Genomic DNA, 20,203 nt, shown 5'->3' on the forward strand with positions numbered 1-20,203 from the left:
ATCTGCACTTGCATATTTCAAAAAATCTTCCCATGTAACAACATACGCATACCCATTATCAATATTACTTTTTAATATTGGAAAAAGGTTATTTTTATCATAATATTTATATGATCCTAATTTATCTGGTAAAACTACAACAAGAAGAGCATTACGATGACTCATTCGGTTATTCCTGGTTGTTTCTTTAACTGAATAACTAATTTCCCACGGAATCCATTGTGAGCGTTGCCATTTACAATTTTCTTTCATATTAGGCGACACCAAAACAATCGTGATTGTGCTATCATAGATTTTTCCTTTTAAATGATTCCAAATTTTATCTTCGCTCCATGCAGAAATATCTTCATCACTATTTTCACCTTTATAAATATCATCATCTTTTAAAACATTATTCCTAATATAATCAACATAATCACACGGCCATGTTGGTTGTGTTACATTAGGCAATTCTTTCACATCATTATCTTTATATTTATACGAAACAAATACTTTTCTTCCCATTCCAGTCATCCTCATTAATATGTAATCAAACTTTATATTATTTTTTCTCCATTCAACCAATTTCTCAAAGTAATATGATTATCACTCTCCTGATCATAAACCCAAAAGTCTTCTTTTACTTCATTTTCTTCTCGCCCATACCTCAAATATGGATATAAACCTAAATACTCTTGACCTGCGAAATCTCCAGCCTCCATTATTGGCAGTATACAGCACCTCTTTTTTCTTTTTCCGTCAAAATATCCTAGCTCCCATGGACACCATTTGGATTGTGCTGTATTTGACGAAGCAACATATGCTAATCCTTGAGATGAATTCATTCGTTTCTTTAATAGTTGTGCCGTCTTTGGCGTTACCTCTGACCGATCCAACTCTTCATCCTCAATCCAGTCCACATAGACTGCATATCCTGCATTTACAAATAAGTCAACCAAAGACAATATATCTTTTTTATCTAATGAACTATGTGATAAAAATACATCATATTGGGATACTCGTCGCTTTTCATTATTTCTTTTAGCTACTTTTTTATTCTGCATTAAAATAGCGTCTTTTGTTTCACTTGTATTTGTAATATTTTTGTTTTTTGCATTAATTGAAAGATATTCTTTGTTTAATATTCTTGTATCAATCTTATAATTCCAAAGATATCCTCTCATAAAATCATCTTGATACTGTTTTGGAACTGTATTTTTTACATCTTCCAATGAAGTTTTATAAATCCACGTCGTATACTGTTTTCCTGTTGGATCAATTTCTTTTCTAAAGCTATGATTTTTCTGCAAATTTCTCACATATTCGGTCACGCTTGGACGTTTATCCTTGCTCTTTTCAAAGAGTTCTTTTAATGGTTTAGGAAATGACTTGTAATTTCCCTCTACTATTCTTAAACGTCCTTGTATTCCTCTGGCCCCTGCTTTTCTATTATCTTCTATGTATACTTTTATAACTTCTTTTTCTTTACACAAAAATCCTAACGTTTCATAATATTCTCGCACATTAGCAAAAACAAGTCTTTTTCCCCAATCAAGTTTCTCCATCATCTTCTCCTATTTTTATACATAATATTTCTCAATACAATTTAACAGTCCATCAAAATCCATCTCTTGAATTTCATAAAATTCCTCTGTCCCTAATCCTGTATTCAGTACTGTCTGATACAAATAAAAATCATATATAATTGGAGCTTTATTTTTCCCTATCAAATTATCTCTAATAGTCCCTGTTTTAGAAATCAAACACACATATTGATATGCTCTATCAATATATTGCGTATTATTGTTCGGATGAGCATATGTATAATGTTGTGTAGGTGTCAAGGCAATCAAGTTCTCCAAATAGTCTGCAATTGCAGGATAATCACTTGCCGGAAATATATGATGCATCTGTGTAGCTGGATCCTTGATATGCCTTTCATCATAAACTTCCGTCTTTCCATTTCGATACTGATCATTAAATCTACGCAAATTCTTTTTAGCTCGATTAATACGATACGTTGTCATGCAGTCTTCACTAGGCTTCGGCAATGTTATCTCATACTCAATTCTCGTCATATCTTTCGGTTTCTCAGATAAAATATCTCTCCAATTTCTCTGATTATACATAATCATATCTTGAGTAATAATATCTTTTGATATATGACCTCTTTCCGTTCCACATTTCCGATATTTACAAGCTAATGGATTCAACACTTTAGTAAAAATTCTACCACATTCTGTTGCTCCATTTATCGGCGTATAATTGATTGTAAATTGCGTATATGCATCTTTCAATTCTCTAAAACTGTTTTTATCCTGTAACCTGAAAAAGTATTCAAATATTCTATAAAGTCCACTATCTTTAAGAACTTTTTCAATATATAAACATAAGAAGTAAAACTATTTCTTTCTCTGAAGCTTATATACTCTAACAATTCTTGATTCACGATAGAATACGTGTATCCTCTTCCACTTTTTTCACCGTGAATTACGCCTGCCGCATCCAGTAACTTTATTGGCTGTCCAAAATACTTATCATATTCATTTGATGCTTTCTGAGTAGGATTTGGTTTGCTAAAAATTTGTTGAACATTTTCCACCGTATAGTCACTATACCAGATATCATTTACTGTAAATCTCTTATCCTCTCTATTACTGGTATATTCCACAATACAATCAGATACTAGGCATACTACATCCATTGTACATTTTTGATCTATCCAACGCCCATTATGTGTTTTCCTGATATCATAATCATGTTCATCTAAAAATTTTTGTATTGTTGTATTATCCATTACAACACTCCTTTAGTACTCCATAAAAAAATACACTTGTTGCATCCACGTTTAATGAACGTGTTTGATAGTTTCTTGCGATTTGATAAAACTTTCTGTATTCTGCAGAAGAGAAATATTCCATTTGTCTTTCTGATAATGCCATCTTTTCTTTAGGAATCAATACTGCAACCGAACCATTTACTACTACATTTCCAGAATTACGCATTACCCTTGGTTTATATGTCATATTCGGAGTTAAATAAACATTCTGATTTCCCACAAATTTATAAGCACTCAAATTTTCTACAGTGTCTTTCTTTATATAAGAGTCATATCCCGGAATATCAATTATTTCCTTTCCATCATCACTTATATTTCTTGATTTAATAACTCTTAAACAATCTTTGCCTTTATCCTGAGTTGTATTGGAATTGGTAATCTGTCTATCCCTGAATACTGTAAACTTATCAAAATCAAGTCTTTGAGAAATACCATCAAAAAAATCATTTCTATAAATAATCCAGTATGGATATTCCTTATCTGTAATATACTTCTGCTTTTGAACCACGGTTTTCTTCAAAGTCAATGATTCCACTTTAGTTTCATTTGGCTTTTCGTTTGTATCAACAAATAGGCAAATTGTTTCTACCAATACTCCCTTGAAACCATTTTCCCCATAGTCCTGTATACAATCAATTTTTTTAGTTGCAAGCAGGTCACGAGTTTTTCTGAATTCCGGGGTATTTAATACCGCTTTTGGCGTTATCATAACAACATAATCTGATAGTGTCATTGCCTTTTCTAGAAAGAACTCAAATGTATTAGTTGTTTCTTTATTAATGTTGTTTTTCAGATACTTTGCGGCATCTTTTGCTTTCAACTTTGAAAATGGAGGGTTCCCAATAACTAAATCATAATGCTTGTTAAAATCATACAACAATGTGTCTGCTTGAATAAAATTCAATTTCATATTAGATGGTATCTTTTGCTTAGCTAACAATAGTCTTAATATTTCCAGGTTACGACCATCAATATCTACCACATCAATATTTACTTCTTTGGTTTCCTCATATTTTTTGAAAATAAAAGGCAAGAAATTCCCTATTCCCACGGATGGTTCCAAAATAGTTATCACATCTTTCTCTATAGATGGCAACTCCTTAAATATTTCATTCAAAATAAACTTGTTCGTATAATATGCAGCATTATTTTCCCTTTTTGAATTTGTTAATTCAGCAATCCTTGCTAATGATGCATTCCCTAAATTGAGAGGATTATTCTGAATAAATTTAATCAAATTCTCTGCATCTTCCAACTTATAATTCTCTATCGTTTTATTTATAATTGCAGTTGTAAAATGCTCTTGTTCCATAAATTTTTTTTATATTCTCCGCTATTTGGAAAAATACATTTGTCGGAACTGCTTCTCCAATACTTTGTCTTATCTTTATTTCTTCTTTTTTTAACAAAGCTTTTTTATTCTTTTCTGGAAGTGCATTTAATTCTTCCAGAGAAAAATTTACCCATTTAAATTCATCTGGAATAGTCATAATTTTCATAAGTTCACGAACAGAAAACACTCTATCTTCTTTCGGATGAACTGTATTTTGACTTGCCAGCTGATCATTTCTTGTATGAATACATGGTGCAACTTTATCCCAGTATTGACGTGTATACTTATCGCCGTTTTTCTGAATATTAGGTACAATTTTACCATCTACTATTTTATGTGGACGTTTCAGTTCATCTTGATTATCAAAAGCGCACTCTCCTTCTTTTAAATCATGTATCCAACATCTCATTCTCTCTGGATATGTTCTAAATGCATGGTAAAAATCGCTTGAACAAATCTCTCCCCATTCAAGTTCCGGCATATTGCCGATAATACTTCTAAGACTTTTTTCTTCTACATACGCTGGATACAACTCTATCGGAGATACATATTCTGCCATCTCTCTATTTACACCTATAACAACAGTACGTGTTCTAGATGAATTGGAACCATAATTTTTAAAATTCAATATTCTACTAGCGATAATATACTTTTCGCCTAATTCTTCATATATAACATCGCCTATTGCCTTTACCGAACCATCTGGCGCTGTACATCCAGTTTTCATAAAAGCAGCCACATTTTCAAAAATAAAAAATCTAGGATTTATTTTTTGAACCAAATGTACCGATTCTACCACTAAGCTATTTCTAATAATCTCATTTTCGGCTTTCTTATGGTTAGCAACTGACATCCCCTGACAAGGCGGAGTTGCAATTAAAACGTCCACTTTATCGTTGCCCATCTTTTCCCATTTTTTTATTTCTGCAAAAATCTTATTTTTTGTTTCTTCTGTCGTTATATCGTCACAGACGTATCCAGAATCGAATTTACATTTGCCATTAAACTTTTGAACATTTATTCTTCTTTCAATCAATTCATTTGTTGCTATACATTCGAATCCTGCTTTTTTAAATCCAAAGCAACCAACACCTGCACAACTAAACAAGCTTATATATGTCAATGTTTTATCTTTTAACATCTTGATACACCTCGCTGACCATGATTATTTTTTCTAGCATCTGCAGGCTTTATAGAATCTTGCGGAATAAGCCATGTTTTTCCTTTTTTTATAACTCCATTTATACGATTTTGTTCGCAAAGAACAGCAATTCTCCTTGAAGAAATCCCCCACTCTTTTGACATCTCCATTGTTGTTAAGTAATCCATATTCATCCTCCGTTAGTTCTCCTCATCATTATATTCATTTATCTGAATAATTGCAAGCTTTTTTATCGAACTTATGTTCTTTTCTCGATATTTTCATATTTCATTATTTTTATGATAAAGGGCAGCTAAAAAGCCGCCCTACACGCTACGCATAGACAATCTTTTTTACTACAATCTCCTCCACACAAGCCCGGATGTTATTCATTCTCCTAACCCATGCCATCTGATCCTGCATCTTCAATTTTTCTGTCACTCCCTGCTTTTCTTTCATCTGTTCCATCAGTCTGTCCATCATCTGATTACACTCCTCGTCAACCTGATGCAAATGCTCATTTAACTTTCCGGCAAGTACCAACTCCAGATATAATCCTTTTCGATGCTCTTTCAAGTAAGTTTTTCTCAACATTCCATACTTTCCAATCGGATACTCTGTCTCCTCCGGGAGATACAGGTCTGGATAATACAGACCGTCCTCTCCTAAAGTGTAGCTGATTCCATTTTCTCCCATAATGTGTTTTTCCATGATTGTCCTCCTATCTTGCACCCCGATCTTTATTCTGTTTGTGGGTACGCTGTTTATTTTTCTGTTCATTCTGTATTTCCTGTTTCTTTTCTGCCAGCTTCGCTCTAATACCATGTGCTACTGGCTCTTTTCCTGTTTCTTTCTTCCATTTTTCTATTGCAATCCGATACTGGCTATACTCAGTTTTGGAAACCTTAAAATCTTTTAAAAATTCCTGTACGCTTCTATAACCAATTTTCTGTACAATCCTTGGAAGGTAATCTTTCATATCTCTGATCTGACTTGTCAATGCATCAATTTCTCCCTGCAATTCTTTTTTCTTTCTTCCCTTAAACCAGCCTTTGACTTCTGACAGTTCTTTTTTCTTTGCAGAAAGCTGTTTTTGTTTCTGTTGAATTGCAGTATTTTGTTCGTCCAGTTCTTTCTTAACTTTGAAAAATTTCGGATACTTAGATGCAAGCCTTGTCATTTCTGGCTGCTTCGATTCTGTCTTTTCTTCTTTTATCTTCACACTTTCTGGTACGATATTTTCTGCACTCCTCTCTGTTTGCTCAGGTTCCGTTGTTCCTGCCTGCGCCACGTGAGTCTGTTCCGACACTTCTCTGAATTTTTTTAACAGCACACTTTCTATCAAAAATTCCAGTGCTTCAACCGCCACTGCTATAACTCTGCCAAATAATCCCGGACTTTTTCCATGCCGAGCAATAGATTTCTTAATTGATTCAGTAATTTGTTTTCGCTTCACTTCCAGTATCTGCGGCTCTGGTACGCCACTAATCAATGCCATATCAACTGCTCTGTTCCATTCCTGACGTTTCTGATTATCCGCTTCTATCTCATGTGCTTTTGGATTGTTCTTTCCAATTTTCTTTGTTGCAAGATACACACCACCACGCTCAAATACCTGCAACTTCTGTTTCTCGTCCTGCACATAAATATTGATTAAGTCTGTATAAGAATGCTTTACTTCATCCAGAAATGAATTACTCTTAAATCGTTCATCTTTCGCTGTAAACAGCTTCTTCTCATACACTTCGCCTTTTTTCACAATGTGGCAGCCCTCTCGTATCTCACCATCTTCTCCCAGTATCTCTTTCTTGGTTCGGACATGTTTTCCATGTTCATCATAAAACATATTTCTACTGGCAATCTTGATGATTGGTTCATCCAGTAGTTTCCGTTCTGCAAATATCAGATGAATGTGATAATTGGTCTTTCTTTTATTGTGGTGCAGAGCAGCAATACACTCCGCTCCGTAATTCTGTTTAAAATGATTTGTAAAAAGCTGTAGCAATCTATCCGGCTGATATTCTGTAAAACTCTCTGGCAAAGCAATGATCAGTTCTCTTGCCTCAATACATTTTCCTTCTGTTCCACTTTTTGCAAATTCTTCCTGATTACATTTTGCAAGTTCCCGCCAGAATTTCCGTTCTGTGGTTTCATAAACTGCATAGAGGTTTTCCTGTTTTGCATGACTGGATATATAAGTGATCCTGCCTTTTACATTGCTTAGTTTTGTCATTTGAATAAATGAATTTCTTCCGATAGGCACTCCCTCCTTGTCTTCGGCAAAATAAATTCTGCCATATCATTTGTGAGTGGATGCATCGGCATCCGTTTACGAACTATCCGCCTGTCGGCGGAACAGCTCCCGGCAGGGCGAAATATCCTGAGTACAAATCTTTAATTTGTGCGATGGGTGTATTTCGCTCTCAAACGCCGAGGGCTTTGTGAGATGCTTCTTACATCTACCACAACTTGGCTTTCGCTTTTCATTTTGGGCGTATTCGCCCTCTTTTTCTGCCCGTATCCGGGCTTATTTTTTCACTAACAACAAACCGACTATTACTCTTCCTGTCTGCTTTATTCCGGTATCCTTGCCCGTACATACTCCAGATCTCCACAATATGGTGTTCCAACCAAATACCATTCTCTCGCCAGATTCATTTCCATTCGTGTCTTTACCCACTGATCATCAACTAGAACTTCCAGACATTCTCCGCAATGAAATCCCGTATCAATCCATAAGTCTGATGATAATAAGCCATATCTCTTGTTATAACTGTTGTAACCTAATCTTCCTTCTCTCATGGTGTCATTCTCCCTTCATTTATCATTTCCTCAGGGACGCCCTGAATCAGGGCCCCCTTTTAAAAAGTTTTTTCTTCGCCAATCAACTACCAGCTACACCTTACAGACCTTCTCTTTGTCTGCTATCTACAGGTGCGTGCCACGCTCCTGTCATAAGGTAATCAAACAGAATCTTTACCAACGAAAGTCCTCATGCATTCCACACTTATCCAAATACTCTTGTCTTGCCTTTTCCCGTTCTTCCTCAGTTGGTGCTGTTTTAAATGTTGTATATAACTGATGTTTTACCACACTATCTAATTTTTCCATCAATGCTTTTTCTATCTCTGGCTGATATTCCTCGTTCCCGGCAAGATGATACTGGAACAATGCCAGCAATAAATCTTTTGGTATCTGTACCTGTGATTTTCTTTCTATGTTTCTCCTTTCCGTGACGGTCGTGACGATAGTGACGATATTTTCACTACCGTCACGCTATATAAAATACCGTCACAACCGTCACATATCGTCACGCTTGTTTTCCGACAAAGGTTAATCTAATTTTTCTTCCATCGTGTCCTCGTTCTGTTTTATACTGGATTCCATATTCCAGAATCAGACGTTCCAGGCTGACATTTAATTTTCGTGATAATGCGTTCGGCTGCATTTCCACCTGCAATACTTCCACAAGCTCTGTTGCTGTTCCTACCCACTCTGGCATAGTTTCTGTTACAAGTTCTTTGATTTTTTCCAACACTGGATCTTCTAGTTCTTTCCAAAGTTCTGTTTCTGTCTTGGTAAGTTCCCAGACACATCTCTCCCGATTAAAGTTCAACCACAGTTTCTGATCCTGCTGGTCACGCCCTGCCACTTCCAGAACTGCCTTATTATCTGTCCGTTTTTCTTTCTGCATGACGAATGCTCCATCCGCAGCTCCAAGCAATCCATTCGTGCCAGAAATCATATCAAAACTATCGGAAGATTCCATTTTCCTTGTATGATGCACAACCAGAAAACAGATGCTATATTTATCACTGAATGCTTTCAACTTTGTTACAATCTCGTAATCGCTGGCATAACTGAATTTATCCCCACCGACTTCCCGGACTTTCTGAAGCGTATCAATAATAATGAGCCTTGCGTCCTTATGATCTGTTACAAACTGCACAAGCTGTTGTTCCAATCCAGCATTTAATGATTTGGACTTTGTGGCAAAATAAAAGTTTTCACTGCCTTCCATTCCGAACATCTGTGATAATCGTTTCTGCAACCTTGCATAATCGTCTTCCAATGCCAGATACAGAACCGTTCCCTGTCTGACTGAAAAGCCCCACAATGGAAGTCCTTTACTGATGTGATACCCGATCTGTGCCATGAAAAATGATTTTCCAATTTTCGGTGAACCAACAAACAGGTAAGTTCCGTTATACAGAAGTCCATCTATAATCGGCAATTTTGGTGGATATGCAGTATCATATAATTCCATCATGGAAACTGTTTCCAGATCATCTTGATTCTTTTTATTTGCTGATTTTGCTGTATTTTCCGCATTATTTGTGGCTTGCAGATTGCCCTTACCGGGCAAATCTGCTATACTTTGGTTGGTTTTTAAATTTTCTAATGGCTGTTCCACATCTGCGCCAACAGATGCAATCGGAGCAGTCATTTTTTCTTTTGCTGTCATTCATTTTCCCCTTTCAATCCATACAATGTCTCTGCGACCAATCTCAGGGTACTCAACAACTCTTCGTTTTCCTCACTGCATTTTTCCAGATGTTTCATTCTTCATAAATCTCTGCCATCTGATTTCGCAATGCTTTATACACTCTTGGATTTCCCTGTATCACAATTTCCCGATCAGTTAATCGTTTTGTGATATAGTCCTGCTTGCTAAGTCCTGACAATCGGACACATGCATCAATCTGCTCTGCTTCTTCCGGTGATACCCGGAATGCTACGATTTTGTTTCTCCATCTTCCTTTACTGTCCAGATTCTTCTCCATTTGATTTTTCCATCCTTTCAATATCCAACTGTTCTGCCATCTGTGTCTGCTCACTTGGAAACAGATGCGCATATCGGTAAGTGATATCAATGCTCTCATGTCCCATTCGATCTGCGATTGCCAATACCGTAAATCCCATATTGATCAATAACGATACATGGGAATGTCTCAAATCATGCACACGGATTCGCTTCACCCCAGACACTTTTGATCCTCTGTTCATTTCATGATGCAGATAAGATTTGGAAATCGTGAAAATCCGTTCGTCCTCTTTCGGCTCATACAGCATTTTCAGATAATCCTGCATCTCATCACACAAAAACTGCGGCATCTTAATGGTTCGATTACTTTTTAATGTCTTTGGTGGTGTAATCACATCTTCCCGGTGCAACCTCTGGTAGGACTTGTTAATCCGTAGTGTATGCGTTTCAAAATTGAAATCTACCGGTGTAAGTGCTAATAATTCGCCCATGCGAAGCCCACACCAGTAAAGTATTTCAAACGCATAATAGGAAACAGGCTTGTCCATCATGGCATCTGCAAATTTCAAATATTCTTCTTTTGTCCAGAACAGCATTTCCCGGTGTTCCTCTTTTCCCATATTTCCTGCTTTCTGTGCCGGATTAGATGGAAGATGGTAAAAATTAACTGCATGGTTGAAAATAGCACTTAACTGACTATGAATTTTCTGCAGATAAGAGGCGGAATACGGCTTTCCATTCGGCTGCCGGATCGCAAGCAATTCATTCTGCCATGCAATAATGTCCCTTGGCTCAATTTCTCCTATTTTACGCTTTCCGAAATAAGGAAGAATTTTAGTTCTGGCAATATTTGTCTTCGTTCCCCAGGTATTATCACGAATTCGATTTTGCATATCCTCCACATAAATCTCATAAAAGCTTTCGAAAGTCATATCCAATTTGGCTTCTTTCTTCAGCAATAGCTCTCGTTCCCACATCTGCGCTTCTCGTTTTGTAGGAATCCTCTTTTGGATGACTGGTGCGTTTCTCCTGTCCAATCGGTATAACGATAGACTACTCGCCACTTTCCAGTGGCATTATCTTTATGAATACTCATACAAATTCTCCTCTCTTTCTCTTACATTTCGCTGTAACATACTTTTTTGCGGAAATAATTGGTGTTTACTCTGCCAGCTACCGTAAGATAACCCAGCTTCTGTAATTCTTCATTTAGCTGTTTGATAATCTTATAAGCATAAGACTTGGAAACTCCCATTTCCGCTGCAACTTCTTCTACTGTCATAAAAGTTCTGTTCGTCACATCGCATCTCTCCTTTCATTCTTAACGCAATTTGTTTAGGTTGCTACATTTGCATGATACTAAACATTTTTATTTAAGTCAAGTAGTTTGGTGAGAATATTAAATTTTTTTGTTTAAGTTCTTCTTGCTATCCAAAATTGCTCATGCTATACTGAACCTAAACAGAATTGTTTTATTTTCTATCACGATTAATTATGGCAACACGAATGACCACTATAAGGAGGCAAACAAAAATGGCAATCGGACAACGTATCAAATTTTTTCGCAACCGCAAAGGCATGACACAAAAGCAACTTGGAGAACAACTGGGATTCATGGGAAAAACCTCTGATGTCCGCATGGCTCAATATGAATCTGAAGCTAGAGTTCCGAAAATTGATCTTGTAAAACAAATGTCTCAGATCTTCGATGTCAATACTCATGCTTTAACAGTGCCGGATATTGATACTCACATAGGTCTGATGCATACACTATTTGCACTGGAAGATATATATGGTCTAAAGGTAAAAAATGTAGATGGACAACCTCATCTCTGCCTTGACTCTTCCATATCTGCTCCCGGCTCATCTGTCGATGAAATGCTTCGTGCATGGATGGAACAATCTGACAAATTGGAAAACGGTGAAATCAGCAAGGAAGAATATGATGAATGGAGATATAAGTACCCGGAACTGGATACTTACCAGAAACGTGCCAAGATACCCTCTCAGGAACTGAGTGATTACCTCTTAAAAGAATTGACTAAAAAAGAAAATTAAGAAAAAAAGAAAACCTTACCGATATTCAGTTTTTTACTTCTGAAAATCAGTAAGGTTTCTTTATATACGTTATGAAATAAAATTTCTATCTCTTGAATAATCACAAAATGTTGCCATTTTGTTGCCAATTACTAAACAAATTTGTTTTCAACCCTCATAAATACTGGATTCTTATGATTGTGTGGATTATTCAAACTCCAGACAGACAGTGCGGAGTATAAAGCAAAATCGTTGATTTTAAGCCATTTTTAGGCAATATAAGTAACTATAAAACCATATAAAAATATTAAAAAATGCAATTTTAATGCAATGAGGTGCAGTCAAAATTATCTGATTTGTACCCAATCCCAAATCTCAATATCGACTATTTAGTTAAAGGCGTTCAATAAATGAGCGTCTTTTTTTCATACCCAAAATCGAAAGGAGAAAGAGAAAATATGAATAAGCTAGTAAAGCGATTGCTGACAGGAACGCTTGCTTTTGCAACCATTCTCACGGCATTACCAGTGACGGCGGTTCATGCTTCCGGCAATCAATATTGGACAGAATCAGCAGAACGTGTCGGCTACATTGAACACGTTATGAATGATGGTTCTATCAAATCTACATTCAATGAGGGACACATGAAAGTTGAGGCGAAACTGCCTACTGCGTGGATATCAACACCAGTTTTAAGAATGGATATAAAACACGTTCTGACGCAAGCACCCGCATGAGTAGCGATCAGATTGCGGACGTTGCTCTTTCCTTAGAGTACGTCAAGCAATATACCGCTTCTCATACGAACTTGAATTACAAACAGGGATACTTGCTGGAACAGTGTGTTGTCTGGCAGAGGTTGAGTGAACAGCTCGGCTGGCAGTGCGATAACGTCAGAGCTTCCTATAATGAAATCTCACAGGCAGTACAGAATGAAGTTTACGCTGGTGCGAAAGAATTTGTGAAAGCAAATAAGGGACGCTATGAATGTGGCGGTTACATTTATACTGGCGAAGGACAGGACATCGGACAGTTCTGGGCGAAGTTAAATGTAGGAAATGCAAAGGTCAAAAAGACTTCTTCCAATCCAACGGTCACAGATGGCAATGCCAACTATTCCTTTGAGGGTGCGACATTTGGTGTCTATTCTGATAAGGGCTGTAACAGCCAGCTTGCCACACTTACTGCCGATGGAAACGGCGATACCAAAGAAGTTGAGGTAAAAGCCGGAACAGTTTACATCAAAGAGCTTTCTGCTCCAAAGGGTTACAAGCTGGATTCTACTGTCCATGCCTTAAATGTGGAAGTTGGAAAAACAGCGACATTAACTGTTGCTGACACTCCAAAGGTCACAGAGACTTTGATTGATTTATTCAAAATTGACATGGAAACAGGAAAATCTACTCCACAGGGAACTGCTTCTTTAGAGGGTGCAGAGTTCACATGGAGCTATTATGACGGTTACTACAATGCAGACAATCTTCCTGCAAAGGCTACCCGTACATGGACAACTAAAACCGTTGCAGAAACAGACCGTGACGGAACTATCCATTATGTATCCAGACTTGCCGACAGCTACAAAGTATCCGGCGACAGCTTCTATACACAGGACGGTAAAAATGTATTGCCACTTGGTACACTCACTGTCACAGAAACAAAAGCACCAAACGGCTACTTATTAGATGGTGCATATATGCAGGCTGACGGAAGTTCTGAACAGATTAAGGGGACGTACCTTACACAGATTTCCGAAGATGGCGAACTTGCCGTACTCTCTGGAAGTAACCAGTATTCCGTATCTGACAAGGTTATCCGTGGCGGTGTGAAAATCCAGAAACGTGACCTTGAAACAAAGGATACCAAAGCACAGGGAAGTGCGACCTTACAGTACACAGAATTTAATATCATTTCCTTAAATGACAGTCCTGTACTGGTTGAGGGGAAATTATACAACAAGAATGAAACTGTCAAGAAGATTCAGACAGGCATTGATGGAATTGCTTCTACTTCTGCTGACTTGCTTCCTTACGGAAATTACAGATTAGAAGAAAGCAAAGCACCAGAGGGCTACTTAACAGATGGTGCAAAAGCAATCGACTTTTCTATCACAGAAGATGAAAAAATCGTGGACTTGACCGACAAATCCCACTCTGTCTACAACCAGATTAAACGTGGCGATATTGAGGGTGTAAAAATCGGTGCAGGTACACACAAACGTCTTGCAGGTGTTCCGTTCAGAATTACAAGCAAGACAACAGGCGAATCTCACATTGTAGTCACGGACAAAAACGGTCAGTTCTCCACTGCTTCAAGCTGGGCTTCCCACAAGGTCAATACCAATGCCGGAAAATCCAGTGAGGATGGTGTATGGTTTGGTACATCTGAACCAGACGACAGCAAAGGTGCATTACTCTATGATACCTATGTGATTGAGGAATTAAAGTGTGATTCCAATGCCGGATTTAAGCTGATTCCAGCTTTTGAGGTGGTCGTATCCAGAAATAAAGTGACCATTGATTTAGGTACGCTTACCGATGAATACGAAAAAGAAATCACAATCCATACCACTGCTACCGACAAGAAAACAGGCGAAAAAATGATTGTTGCCGGAAAAGACATCAAGATCGTGGACAAAGTCACACTTGATGGCTTGGAAGTTGGAACAAAATATAAATTATCCGGCTGGCAGATGTTAAAGGAAGAAAATGCCGAACTTCTGATTGACGGGAAATGTGTAGACAGTGATTATACCTTTACTGCTGACAGCGAAAAAATGACGGTTGAGATTACTTACAGTTTTGACGGTTCAGCTCTTGGCGGTCAGAACCTTGTTACTTTTGAGGAATTGTACGATATGAGCAATCCGAAAGAGCCTGTCAAGGTTGCCGAACATAAAGACATCAACGATGATGGACAGACAGTTCTTATCACGGAACGTATCATCACAATCCATACTACTGCTACGGACAAGAACGGCAAGAAAGAAATCGAAGCCGGAAAAGATGTAACGATTGTGGATAAAGTCACATTAGATGGTCTGGAAGTTGGAACAAAATACAAACTTTCCGGCTGGCAGATGTTAAAAGAGGAAAATGCAGAACTTCTGATTGATGGAAAGAAAGTATCCAATGATTATGAGTTCACAGCCGACAGTGAAAAAATGACGGTAGAAATTGCCTTTACCTTTGATGGTTTTTCTCTTGGTGGCAAGAGCCTTGTCACATTTGAGGAATTATACGATATGAGCAATCCAGACGAACCAAAGAAAGTGACAGAACATAAGGACATCACAGACGATGGACAGACTGTGACAATCAAGGAAGTGCCGGAAGTCCCAGATACACCAAAGGATACCGACACGCCGGATACACCATCTACGGTACTAAGACAAGTGACAGTCCAAAAACAGGCGACAATGCCAATATCTATGCTTATCTTGCCATGCTCGGTCTTTCCTGCGTAGGGCTTGGCGGTATGCTTTACTTCAAACGCCGTAGAAAGAAATCGTAAGGCGGTAAGGTAGCGGTTGGTAGAGCGTTCAAGGTCGCCACCTATTTTGTAACTTCACGCTCCCGTGAAGCACTTGGTTTACGGGAGCGTGAAGTCCACTAGGGGCGTAGGGAGTGTAGCTCCCCACAAAGTACAGCAGGAAAGAACTTACAAATAGAAAGAAAAGAGGTCAATTATTTATGGAATTAAGATTTGTCGTACCAAATATGGAAAAGACATTCGGGAACTTGGAATTTGCCGGAGAAAATACTACGGAACAGCAGAGAATCAACGGGCGTATGGCTGTCATTACCAGAAGCTACAACCTGTATTCCGATGTGCAGAGAGCCGATGATGTAGTTGTGACACTTCCTGCCAAAGCTGGCGAAAAACATTTCTCGCCGGAGCAGAAAGTAAAACTTATCAACCCACGAATTACTACCGATGGCTATAAAATCGGGGAACGTGGATTTGTCAATTACATCTTACTTGCAGACGATATGTTACCAGCAGAAAGTAAATAAGGGGGTATTCAGATTATGAGATTAGCAAATGGAATCGTCATTGATAAAGAAAAGACTTTTGGAGTGTTGAAGTTCTCCGCATTACGCCGTGAGGTTCATGTACAGAATGAAGATGGAACGGTCAGTGAAGAAATCAAGGAACGTACCTATGATTTAAAATGCAACACACAGGGACGCATGATACAGGTGTCCGTTCCAGCGACTGTTCCGTTAAAGGACTATGACTACAACGCCGAAGTGGAACTTATCAATCCTGTTGCAGATACGGTAGCCAATGCAAATTACCGTGGTGCAGATGTGGACTGGTATGTAAAGGCAGACGATATTATTTTGAAAAATAAAGCTACTCATGCCGGAAATCCACAGAACAATGCTCCACAGCAACCGCCGAAGAAATAAGAGGTGTTAGCGTATGACGTGGAAAAAGAAAGGTAACAGGATTCGTGCCAGTGACAAATCGCTGGTCTATCACTTCTGTATCGGTTGGCTGTTGCTCCTGTTCGTTGCGGTGTTCCTGCTACTGAATCTGCGACAGCTCCTTGTTATAGACTGGAAAGATTTTAACCTGCTCCATGCCGGAATTACTTGGACTGCCTACAATTCCATTACGGTTCTGATAGCGACTGGTGTTTGTGCATTGGTCGCTTTTCTCTACTACCGTTACGGATATGACCGTATTAAGCGGTTGCTACACAGACAAAAGCTGGCTCGTATGGTGCTGGAAAATAAGTGGTATGAAGCAGAAAACACAAAAGACAGCGGTTTTTTCACTGACCTGCAAAGCAGATCCAGAGAAAAAATCGTGTGGTTTCCCAAAATCTACTACCAGATGGACAATGGCTTGCTCCATATCCTGTGTGAAATCACAATGGGAAAATATCAAGAACAGCTCCTGTCCTTAGAGGATAAACTGGAATCGGGGCTGTACTGTGAACTGACTGACAAGACACTGCATGACGGATACATCGAATACACCCTGCTCTATGATATGATTGCGAACCGTATTTCGATTGATGAAGTGATTGCAGAAAACGGCGGTCTGCGGTTAATGAAAAATCTGGTGTGGGAATATGATTCACTTCCCCATGCCCTTATCTGCGGTGGTACTGGCGGTGGAAAGACCTATTTTCTACTGACCATCATTGAAGCACTGTTTAAAACCAATGCAGATTTATATATTCTTGACCCAAAGAACGCTGACCTTGCAGACTTGGGAACGGTCATGGAAAACGTCTACCACACGAAAGACGATATGATTGACTGCGTCAATACCTTTTATGAGGGCATGGTCACACGCTCGGAAGAAATGAAACTGCACCCGAACTACCGTACAGGAGAAAACTATGCCTATCTGGGGCTTGCTCCACAGTTCCTTATTTTTGATGAATATGTGGCGTTCTTGGAAATGCTCACGACAAAGGAAAGCACCGCCCTGTTAAGCCAGTTAAAGAAAATCGTCATGCTTGGTAGACAGGCTGGATATTTTCTGATTGTGGCTTGCCAGCGTCCAGACGCAAAGTATTTTGGGGACGGTATCAGAGATAATTTCAACTTCCGTGTGGGGCTTGGTCGCATGAGTGAACTCGGCTACGGTATGCTCTTTGGAAGCGATGTGAAAAAACAGTTTTTCCAGAAGCGAATCAAAGGGCGTGGATACTGTGATGTGGGAACAAGCGTCATATCTGAATTTTATACTCCGCTTGTACCCAAAGGATATGATTTCTTAGGTATGATTGGAGAACTTGCACACATAAGGCAGGACGGACAGGTGGCGTGCGAAGCGAAAGCCACAGGTACGGACTAGCCTTGCTGGTGTGGCGGTAGCCACGCCAGCATACATCAAGCCCCTCGGTATCTAACAGAGGGGCACAAATCACAAGGAAACATACACAAAAGTTACCGATTCTTGGCTGAAATCAAGCGTTTGGTAGCTTTTTTTATTGCTGTGACATCGGACTAAAAATGTCACAGTTTTTTGTAAAGGGGGTATCGCACTGAATGATACAGAGTGGATACAGGATTTTGCAGACCGGCGTTTGCAGTACGGTGTATCCCAGACGAAACTTGCGGTCATGGCTGGAATCAGCCGTGAACATTTAAGCCGTATTGAATCCGGCAAGGTGGCGGTCACAGAAGAAATGAAAGTGAAACTACTGGAAGCTCTGGAAAAATTCAATCCAGAAGCACCGCTTACCATGCTGTTTGATTATGTGAGGATACGGTTTCCGACACTGGATATTGGACACATCATCAAAGATATTTTACAGCTCAATATTCAGTACATGATACATGAGGACTTCGGGCATTACAGTTATACAGAACACTACTACATCGGAGATATTTTCGTATATACTTCTCCCGATGAAGAAAAAGGTGTCCTTCTGGAACTGAAAGGAAAAGGCTGTCGCCAGTTTGAAAGTTATCTGCTGGCACAGGAACGGAGCTGGTATGATTTCCTTATGGACGCTCTGGTGGACGGTGGTGTGATGAAACGCCTTGACCTTGCCATCAATGACCATACGGGAATGTTAGATATTCCAGAACTGATCGAAAAATGCCGGAATGAGGAATGTGTATCGGTGTTCCGTTCCTTTAAGTCCTATGCTTCCGGCGAACTGGTCAAGCATGAGGAACAGGACAAGGCTGGTATGGGCTATACGCTTTATATCGGCTCATTGAAAAGTGAGGTGTACTTCTGTGTTTATGAAAAAAGCTATGAGCAGTACATCAAACTTGGGATTCCCATTGAGGAAGCACCGATAAAAAACAGATTTGAAATACGGTTAAAAAATGAACGTGCTTATTATGCTGTCCGTGACCTGCTGACTTACTATGACGCTGAACGGACGGCATTTTCTATTATCAACCGTTATGTACGCTTCGTGGATAAGGAAGCAGACAAGAAACGGAGCGACTGGAAATTATCTGTCCGCTGGGCGTGGTTCATCGGGGAAAACAGAGAGCCGTTAAAGCTCACGACCAAACCCGAACCCTACACACTGGACAGAACCCTACGCTGGATTCAACGACAGGTTGACCCGACACTCAAAATGCTGGAAACAATCACAGCGAAAACAGGGATTGATTATCTGAAAGAAATCCGTAAATCCACGAAACTGACGGAAAAGCATTACAAGATAATTGAACAGCAGACCACATCTACCGAAGATGTGATTTTGGAAAAGGAGAATTGAAAAATGCAACGATTATTATTTGACTTCCTGTTCTTCTCTTTAGGGGGAACAGTTGGCGTGGTTGCCATGTGTATTTTACAGGCTGGCAGACAGTCTGACAGAAAAATGATGGAACTGAAAGGAGAAAAGAAAGCATGAATTTTGGACAGAACCTTTATAACTGGTTTTTAAGCAACGCACAGAGCCTTGTGCTGATGGCGATTGTTGTTATCGGTATCTACTTGGGATTCAAGCGTGAGTTTTCCAAACTTATCGGATTCTTGGTAGTTGCCTTAGTAGCCGTTGGTCTTGTATTCAATGCGTCCGGCGTAAAAGACGTATTGTTACAGTTATTCAATAAGATTATTGGAGCGTAAAGCCTATGGAAGAATGTAGCGTATTGATTGAAACGACCAAATCAGCAGAGGATAAAACCTCTCGCTGGTTTGATTTACCCATTGATTATGAGCTGTTCCGTGACCTGCTCGGCGTGGAAGCTGACAGCAATGATTATCAAATCATTGATATGAAGCTCCCCTTTGCTGGCGACATTGTAAGGACAACATCTGTCAGACGGTTAAACAAGCTGTACTTTACTTACACGGATTTATCGCCAGAAGTTCAGCAGGCATACAAAGAGTTGATTCCCTATTGTGGCGGTGTTGAGGATTTATTACAGAAATCAGAAGAATTTCTGTTTTATCCAGAGTGTCACAACATCATGGACGTTGCCCGTTACCGCTTGGAGCATAACATTGAATTTTCTGCCCTCTCCGAAAAGGGAAAGAAATACTTTAATCTGGAAGCCTACGCCCATGAGCTGGAAGAAAAAGGACGCTATGCCCTCTGCAACAACGGTATGTTCAAGCTCTAATGGTGGTATTGCTTATGGCAGATTTTATGAATACAACCGAAAGGAAGTG

The 20,203-nt window shown here is 39.0% G+C and carries 22 protein-coding genes and 2 pseudogenes; 9 read left to right on the top strand and 15 right to left on the bottom strand.

Translation table 11 applies throughout. The features are described 5' to 3' along the window. The 15 genes and pseudogenes from DXB52_RS10935 to DXB52_RS10995 form a co-directional block, all read right to left on the bottom strand. Positions 1-504, bottom strand: a 504-nt coding sequence (locus tag DXB52_RS10935) for a TIR domain-containing protein (RefSeq protein WP_181989196.1), incomplete at its 3' end; no start/stop codon positions are given. 32 nt (positions 505-536) lie between these two features. Continuing rightward, positions 537-1,544, bottom strand: a complete 1,008-nt coding sequence (locus DXB52_RS17195) for a toll/interleukin-1 receptor domain-containing protein (RefSeq protein WP_227077093.1) — start codon at positions 1,542-1,544, stop codon at positions 537-539. 15 nt (positions 1,545-1,559) lie between these two features. Next, entirely contained in the window at positions 1,560-2,276 is a 717-nt protein-coding gene (locus DXB52_RS16380; RefSeq protein ID WP_207661757.1) for a hypothetical protein, read from the bottom strand. Then, a complete protein-coding gene (locus DXB52_RS16385; RefSeq protein WP_207661758.1) occupies positions 2,273-2,776 on the bottom strand; it encodes a hypothetical protein in 504 nt (167 codons plus the stop codon). The genes DXB52_RS16380 and DXB52_RS16385 overlap by 4 nt, the downstream gene beginning before the upstream one ends. Then, a complete protein-coding gene (locus DXB52_RS17200) occupies positions 2,769-4,130 on the bottom strand; it encodes an Eco57I restriction-modification methylase domain-containing protein (protein WP_472520101.1) in 1,362 nt (453 codons plus the stop codon). Before DXB52_RS17200 ends, DXB52_RS16385 begins: the two co-directional genes overlap by 8 nt. Further along, positions 4,093-5,292, bottom strand: coding sequence for a DNA cytosine methyltransferase (locus DXB52_RS17205; protein ID WP_472520102.1), 1,200 nt, complete (start codon positions 5,290-5,292; stop codon positions 4,093-4,095). The genes DXB52_RS17200 and DXB52_RS17205 overlap by 38 nt, the downstream gene beginning before the upstream one ends. Then, positions 5,286-5,480: a MerR family transcriptional regulator gene (locus DXB52_RS10955; RefSeq protein ID WP_117888227.1), complete on the bottom strand. Its 195-nt coding sequence runs from the start codon at positions 5,478-5,480 to the stop codon at positions 5,286-5,288. The genes DXB52_RS17205 and DXB52_RS10955 overlap by 7 nt, the downstream gene beginning before the upstream one ends. Before the next feature lie 145 nt (positions 5,481-5,625). Further along, a complete protein-coding gene (locus DXB52_RS10960; RefSeq protein ID WP_117887969.1) occupies positions 5,626-6,003 on the bottom strand; it encodes a TnpV protein in 378 nt (125 codons plus the stop codon). A gap of 10 nt (positions 6,004-6,013) precedes the next feature. After that, on the bottom strand, positions 6,014-7,525 hold the full coding sequence (locus DXB52_RS10965) for a MobA/MobL family protein (protein WP_181989197.1): 1,512 nt from the start codon (positions 7,523-7,525) through the stop codon (positions 6,014-6,016). Positions 7,526-7,866: 341 nt separating this feature from the next. Beyond that, positions 7,867-8,094: a DUF5348 domain-containing protein gene (locus tag DXB52_RS10970; RefSeq protein ID WP_005340457.1), complete on the bottom strand. Its 228-nt coding sequence runs from the start codon at positions 8,092-8,094 to the stop codon at positions 7,867-7,869. A 174-nt stretch (positions 8,095-8,268) separates the two neighbouring features. Next, a complete protein-coding gene (locus DXB52_RS10975; RefSeq protein WP_472520103.1) occupies positions 8,269-8,463 on the bottom strand; it encodes a complexin-2 in 195 nt (64 codons plus the stop codon). 139 nt (positions 8,464-8,602) lie between these two features. Continuing rightward, positions 8,603-9,757, bottom strand: coding sequence for an AAA family ATPase (locus tag DXB52_RS10980; RefSeq protein WP_117887967.1), 1,155 nt, complete (start codon positions 9,755-9,757; stop codon positions 8,603-8,605). A gap of 94 nt (positions 9,758-9,851) precedes the next feature. Next, positions 9,852-10,076: a plasmid mobilization protein gene (locus DXB52_RS10985; protein ID WP_472520104.1), complete on the bottom strand. Its 225-nt coding sequence runs from the start codon at positions 10,074-10,076 to the stop codon at positions 9,852-9,854. Beyond that, positions 10,054-11,153, bottom strand: a pseudogene (locus DXB52_RS10990) (site-specific integrase). Before DXB52_RS10990 ends, DXB52_RS10985 begins: the two are co-directional and overlap by 23 nt. Positions 11,154-11,174: 21 nt before the next feature. Next, entirely contained in the window at positions 11,175-11,357 is a 183-nt protein-coding gene (locus DXB52_RS10995; RefSeq protein WP_118107327.1) for a helix-turn-helix domain-containing protein, read from the bottom strand. A 233-nt stretch (positions 11,358-11,590) separates the two neighbouring features. Here DXB52_RS10995 and DXB52_RS11000 point away from each other — a divergent pair, with 233 nt between their 5' ends. From DXB52_RS11000 to DXB52_RS11040, 9 genes and pseudogenes are all read left to right on the top strand, one after another. Next, positions 11,591-12,115: a helix-turn-helix domain-containing protein gene (locus DXB52_RS11000; protein ID WP_117887964.1), complete on the top strand. Its 525-nt coding sequence runs from the start codon at positions 11,591-11,593 to the stop codon at positions 12,113-12,115. A 437-nt stretch (positions 12,116-12,552) separates the two neighbouring features. Next, a pseudogene (locus tag DXB52_RS11005) lies at positions 12,553-15,604 on the top strand (VaFE repeat-containing surface-anchored protein). A gap of 179 nt (positions 15,605-15,783) precedes the next feature. Beyond that, positions 15,784-16,107 (top strand): YdcP family protein, encoded by a 324-nt coding sequence (locus DXB52_RS11010; RefSeq protein ID WP_008704175.1) that lies wholly within the window; start codon positions 15,784-15,786, stop codon positions 16,105-16,107. 15 nt (positions 16,108-16,122) lie between these two features. Then, positions 16,123-16,506 carry a YdcP family protein gene (locus DXB52_RS11015; RefSeq protein ID WP_009265186.1) on the top strand — a complete coding sequence of 128 codons (384 nt, stop codon included), beginning with the start codon at positions 16,123-16,125 and terminating at the stop codon, positions 16,504-16,506. Between the two features lie 13 nt (positions 16,507-16,519). Next, positions 16,520-17,911, top strand: a complete 1,392-nt coding sequence (locus DXB52_RS11020) for a helicase HerA domain-containing protein (RefSeq protein WP_055153246.1) — start codon at positions 16,520-16,522, stop codon at positions 17,909-17,911. 190 nt (positions 17,912-18,101) lie between these two features. Beyond that, positions 18,102-19,301, top strand: a complete 1,200-nt coding sequence (gene mobT, locus DXB52_RS11025) for a MobT family relaxase (protein WP_472520105.1) — start codon at positions 18,102-18,104, stop codon at positions 19,299-19,301. Between the two features lie 3 nt (positions 19,302-19,304). Continuing rightward, positions 19,305-19,439, top strand: a complete 135-nt coding sequence (locus DXB52_RS11030) for a DUF3789 domain-containing protein (protein ID WP_081021271.1) — start codon at positions 19,305-19,307, stop codon at positions 19,437-19,439. Next, positions 19,436-19,657 carry a hypothetical protein gene (locus DXB52_RS11035; protein WP_004844214.1) on the top strand — a complete coding sequence of 74 codons (222 nt, stop codon included), beginning with the start codon at positions 19,436-19,438 and terminating at the stop codon, positions 19,655-19,657. The genes DXB52_RS11030 and DXB52_RS11035 overlap by 4 nt, the downstream gene beginning before the upstream one ends. Before the next feature lie 5 nt (positions 19,658-19,662). Then, positions 19,663-20,154 carry an antirestriction protein ArdA gene (locus tag DXB52_RS11040; RefSeq protein WP_055153248.1) on the top strand — a complete coding sequence of 164 codons (492 nt, stop codon included), beginning with the start codon at positions 19,663-19,665 and terminating at the stop codon, positions 20,152-20,154. The last annotated feature ends 49 nt before the right edge of the window (positions 20,155-20,203 follow it).

Origin of the sequence: Ruminococcus sp. OM04-4AA (genome assembly GCF_003462585.1) — a bacterium.
Taxonomy (GTDB): domain Bacteria; phylum Bacillota; class Clostridia; order Lachnospirales; family Lachnospiraceae; genus Mediterraneibacter; species Mediterraneibacter faecis.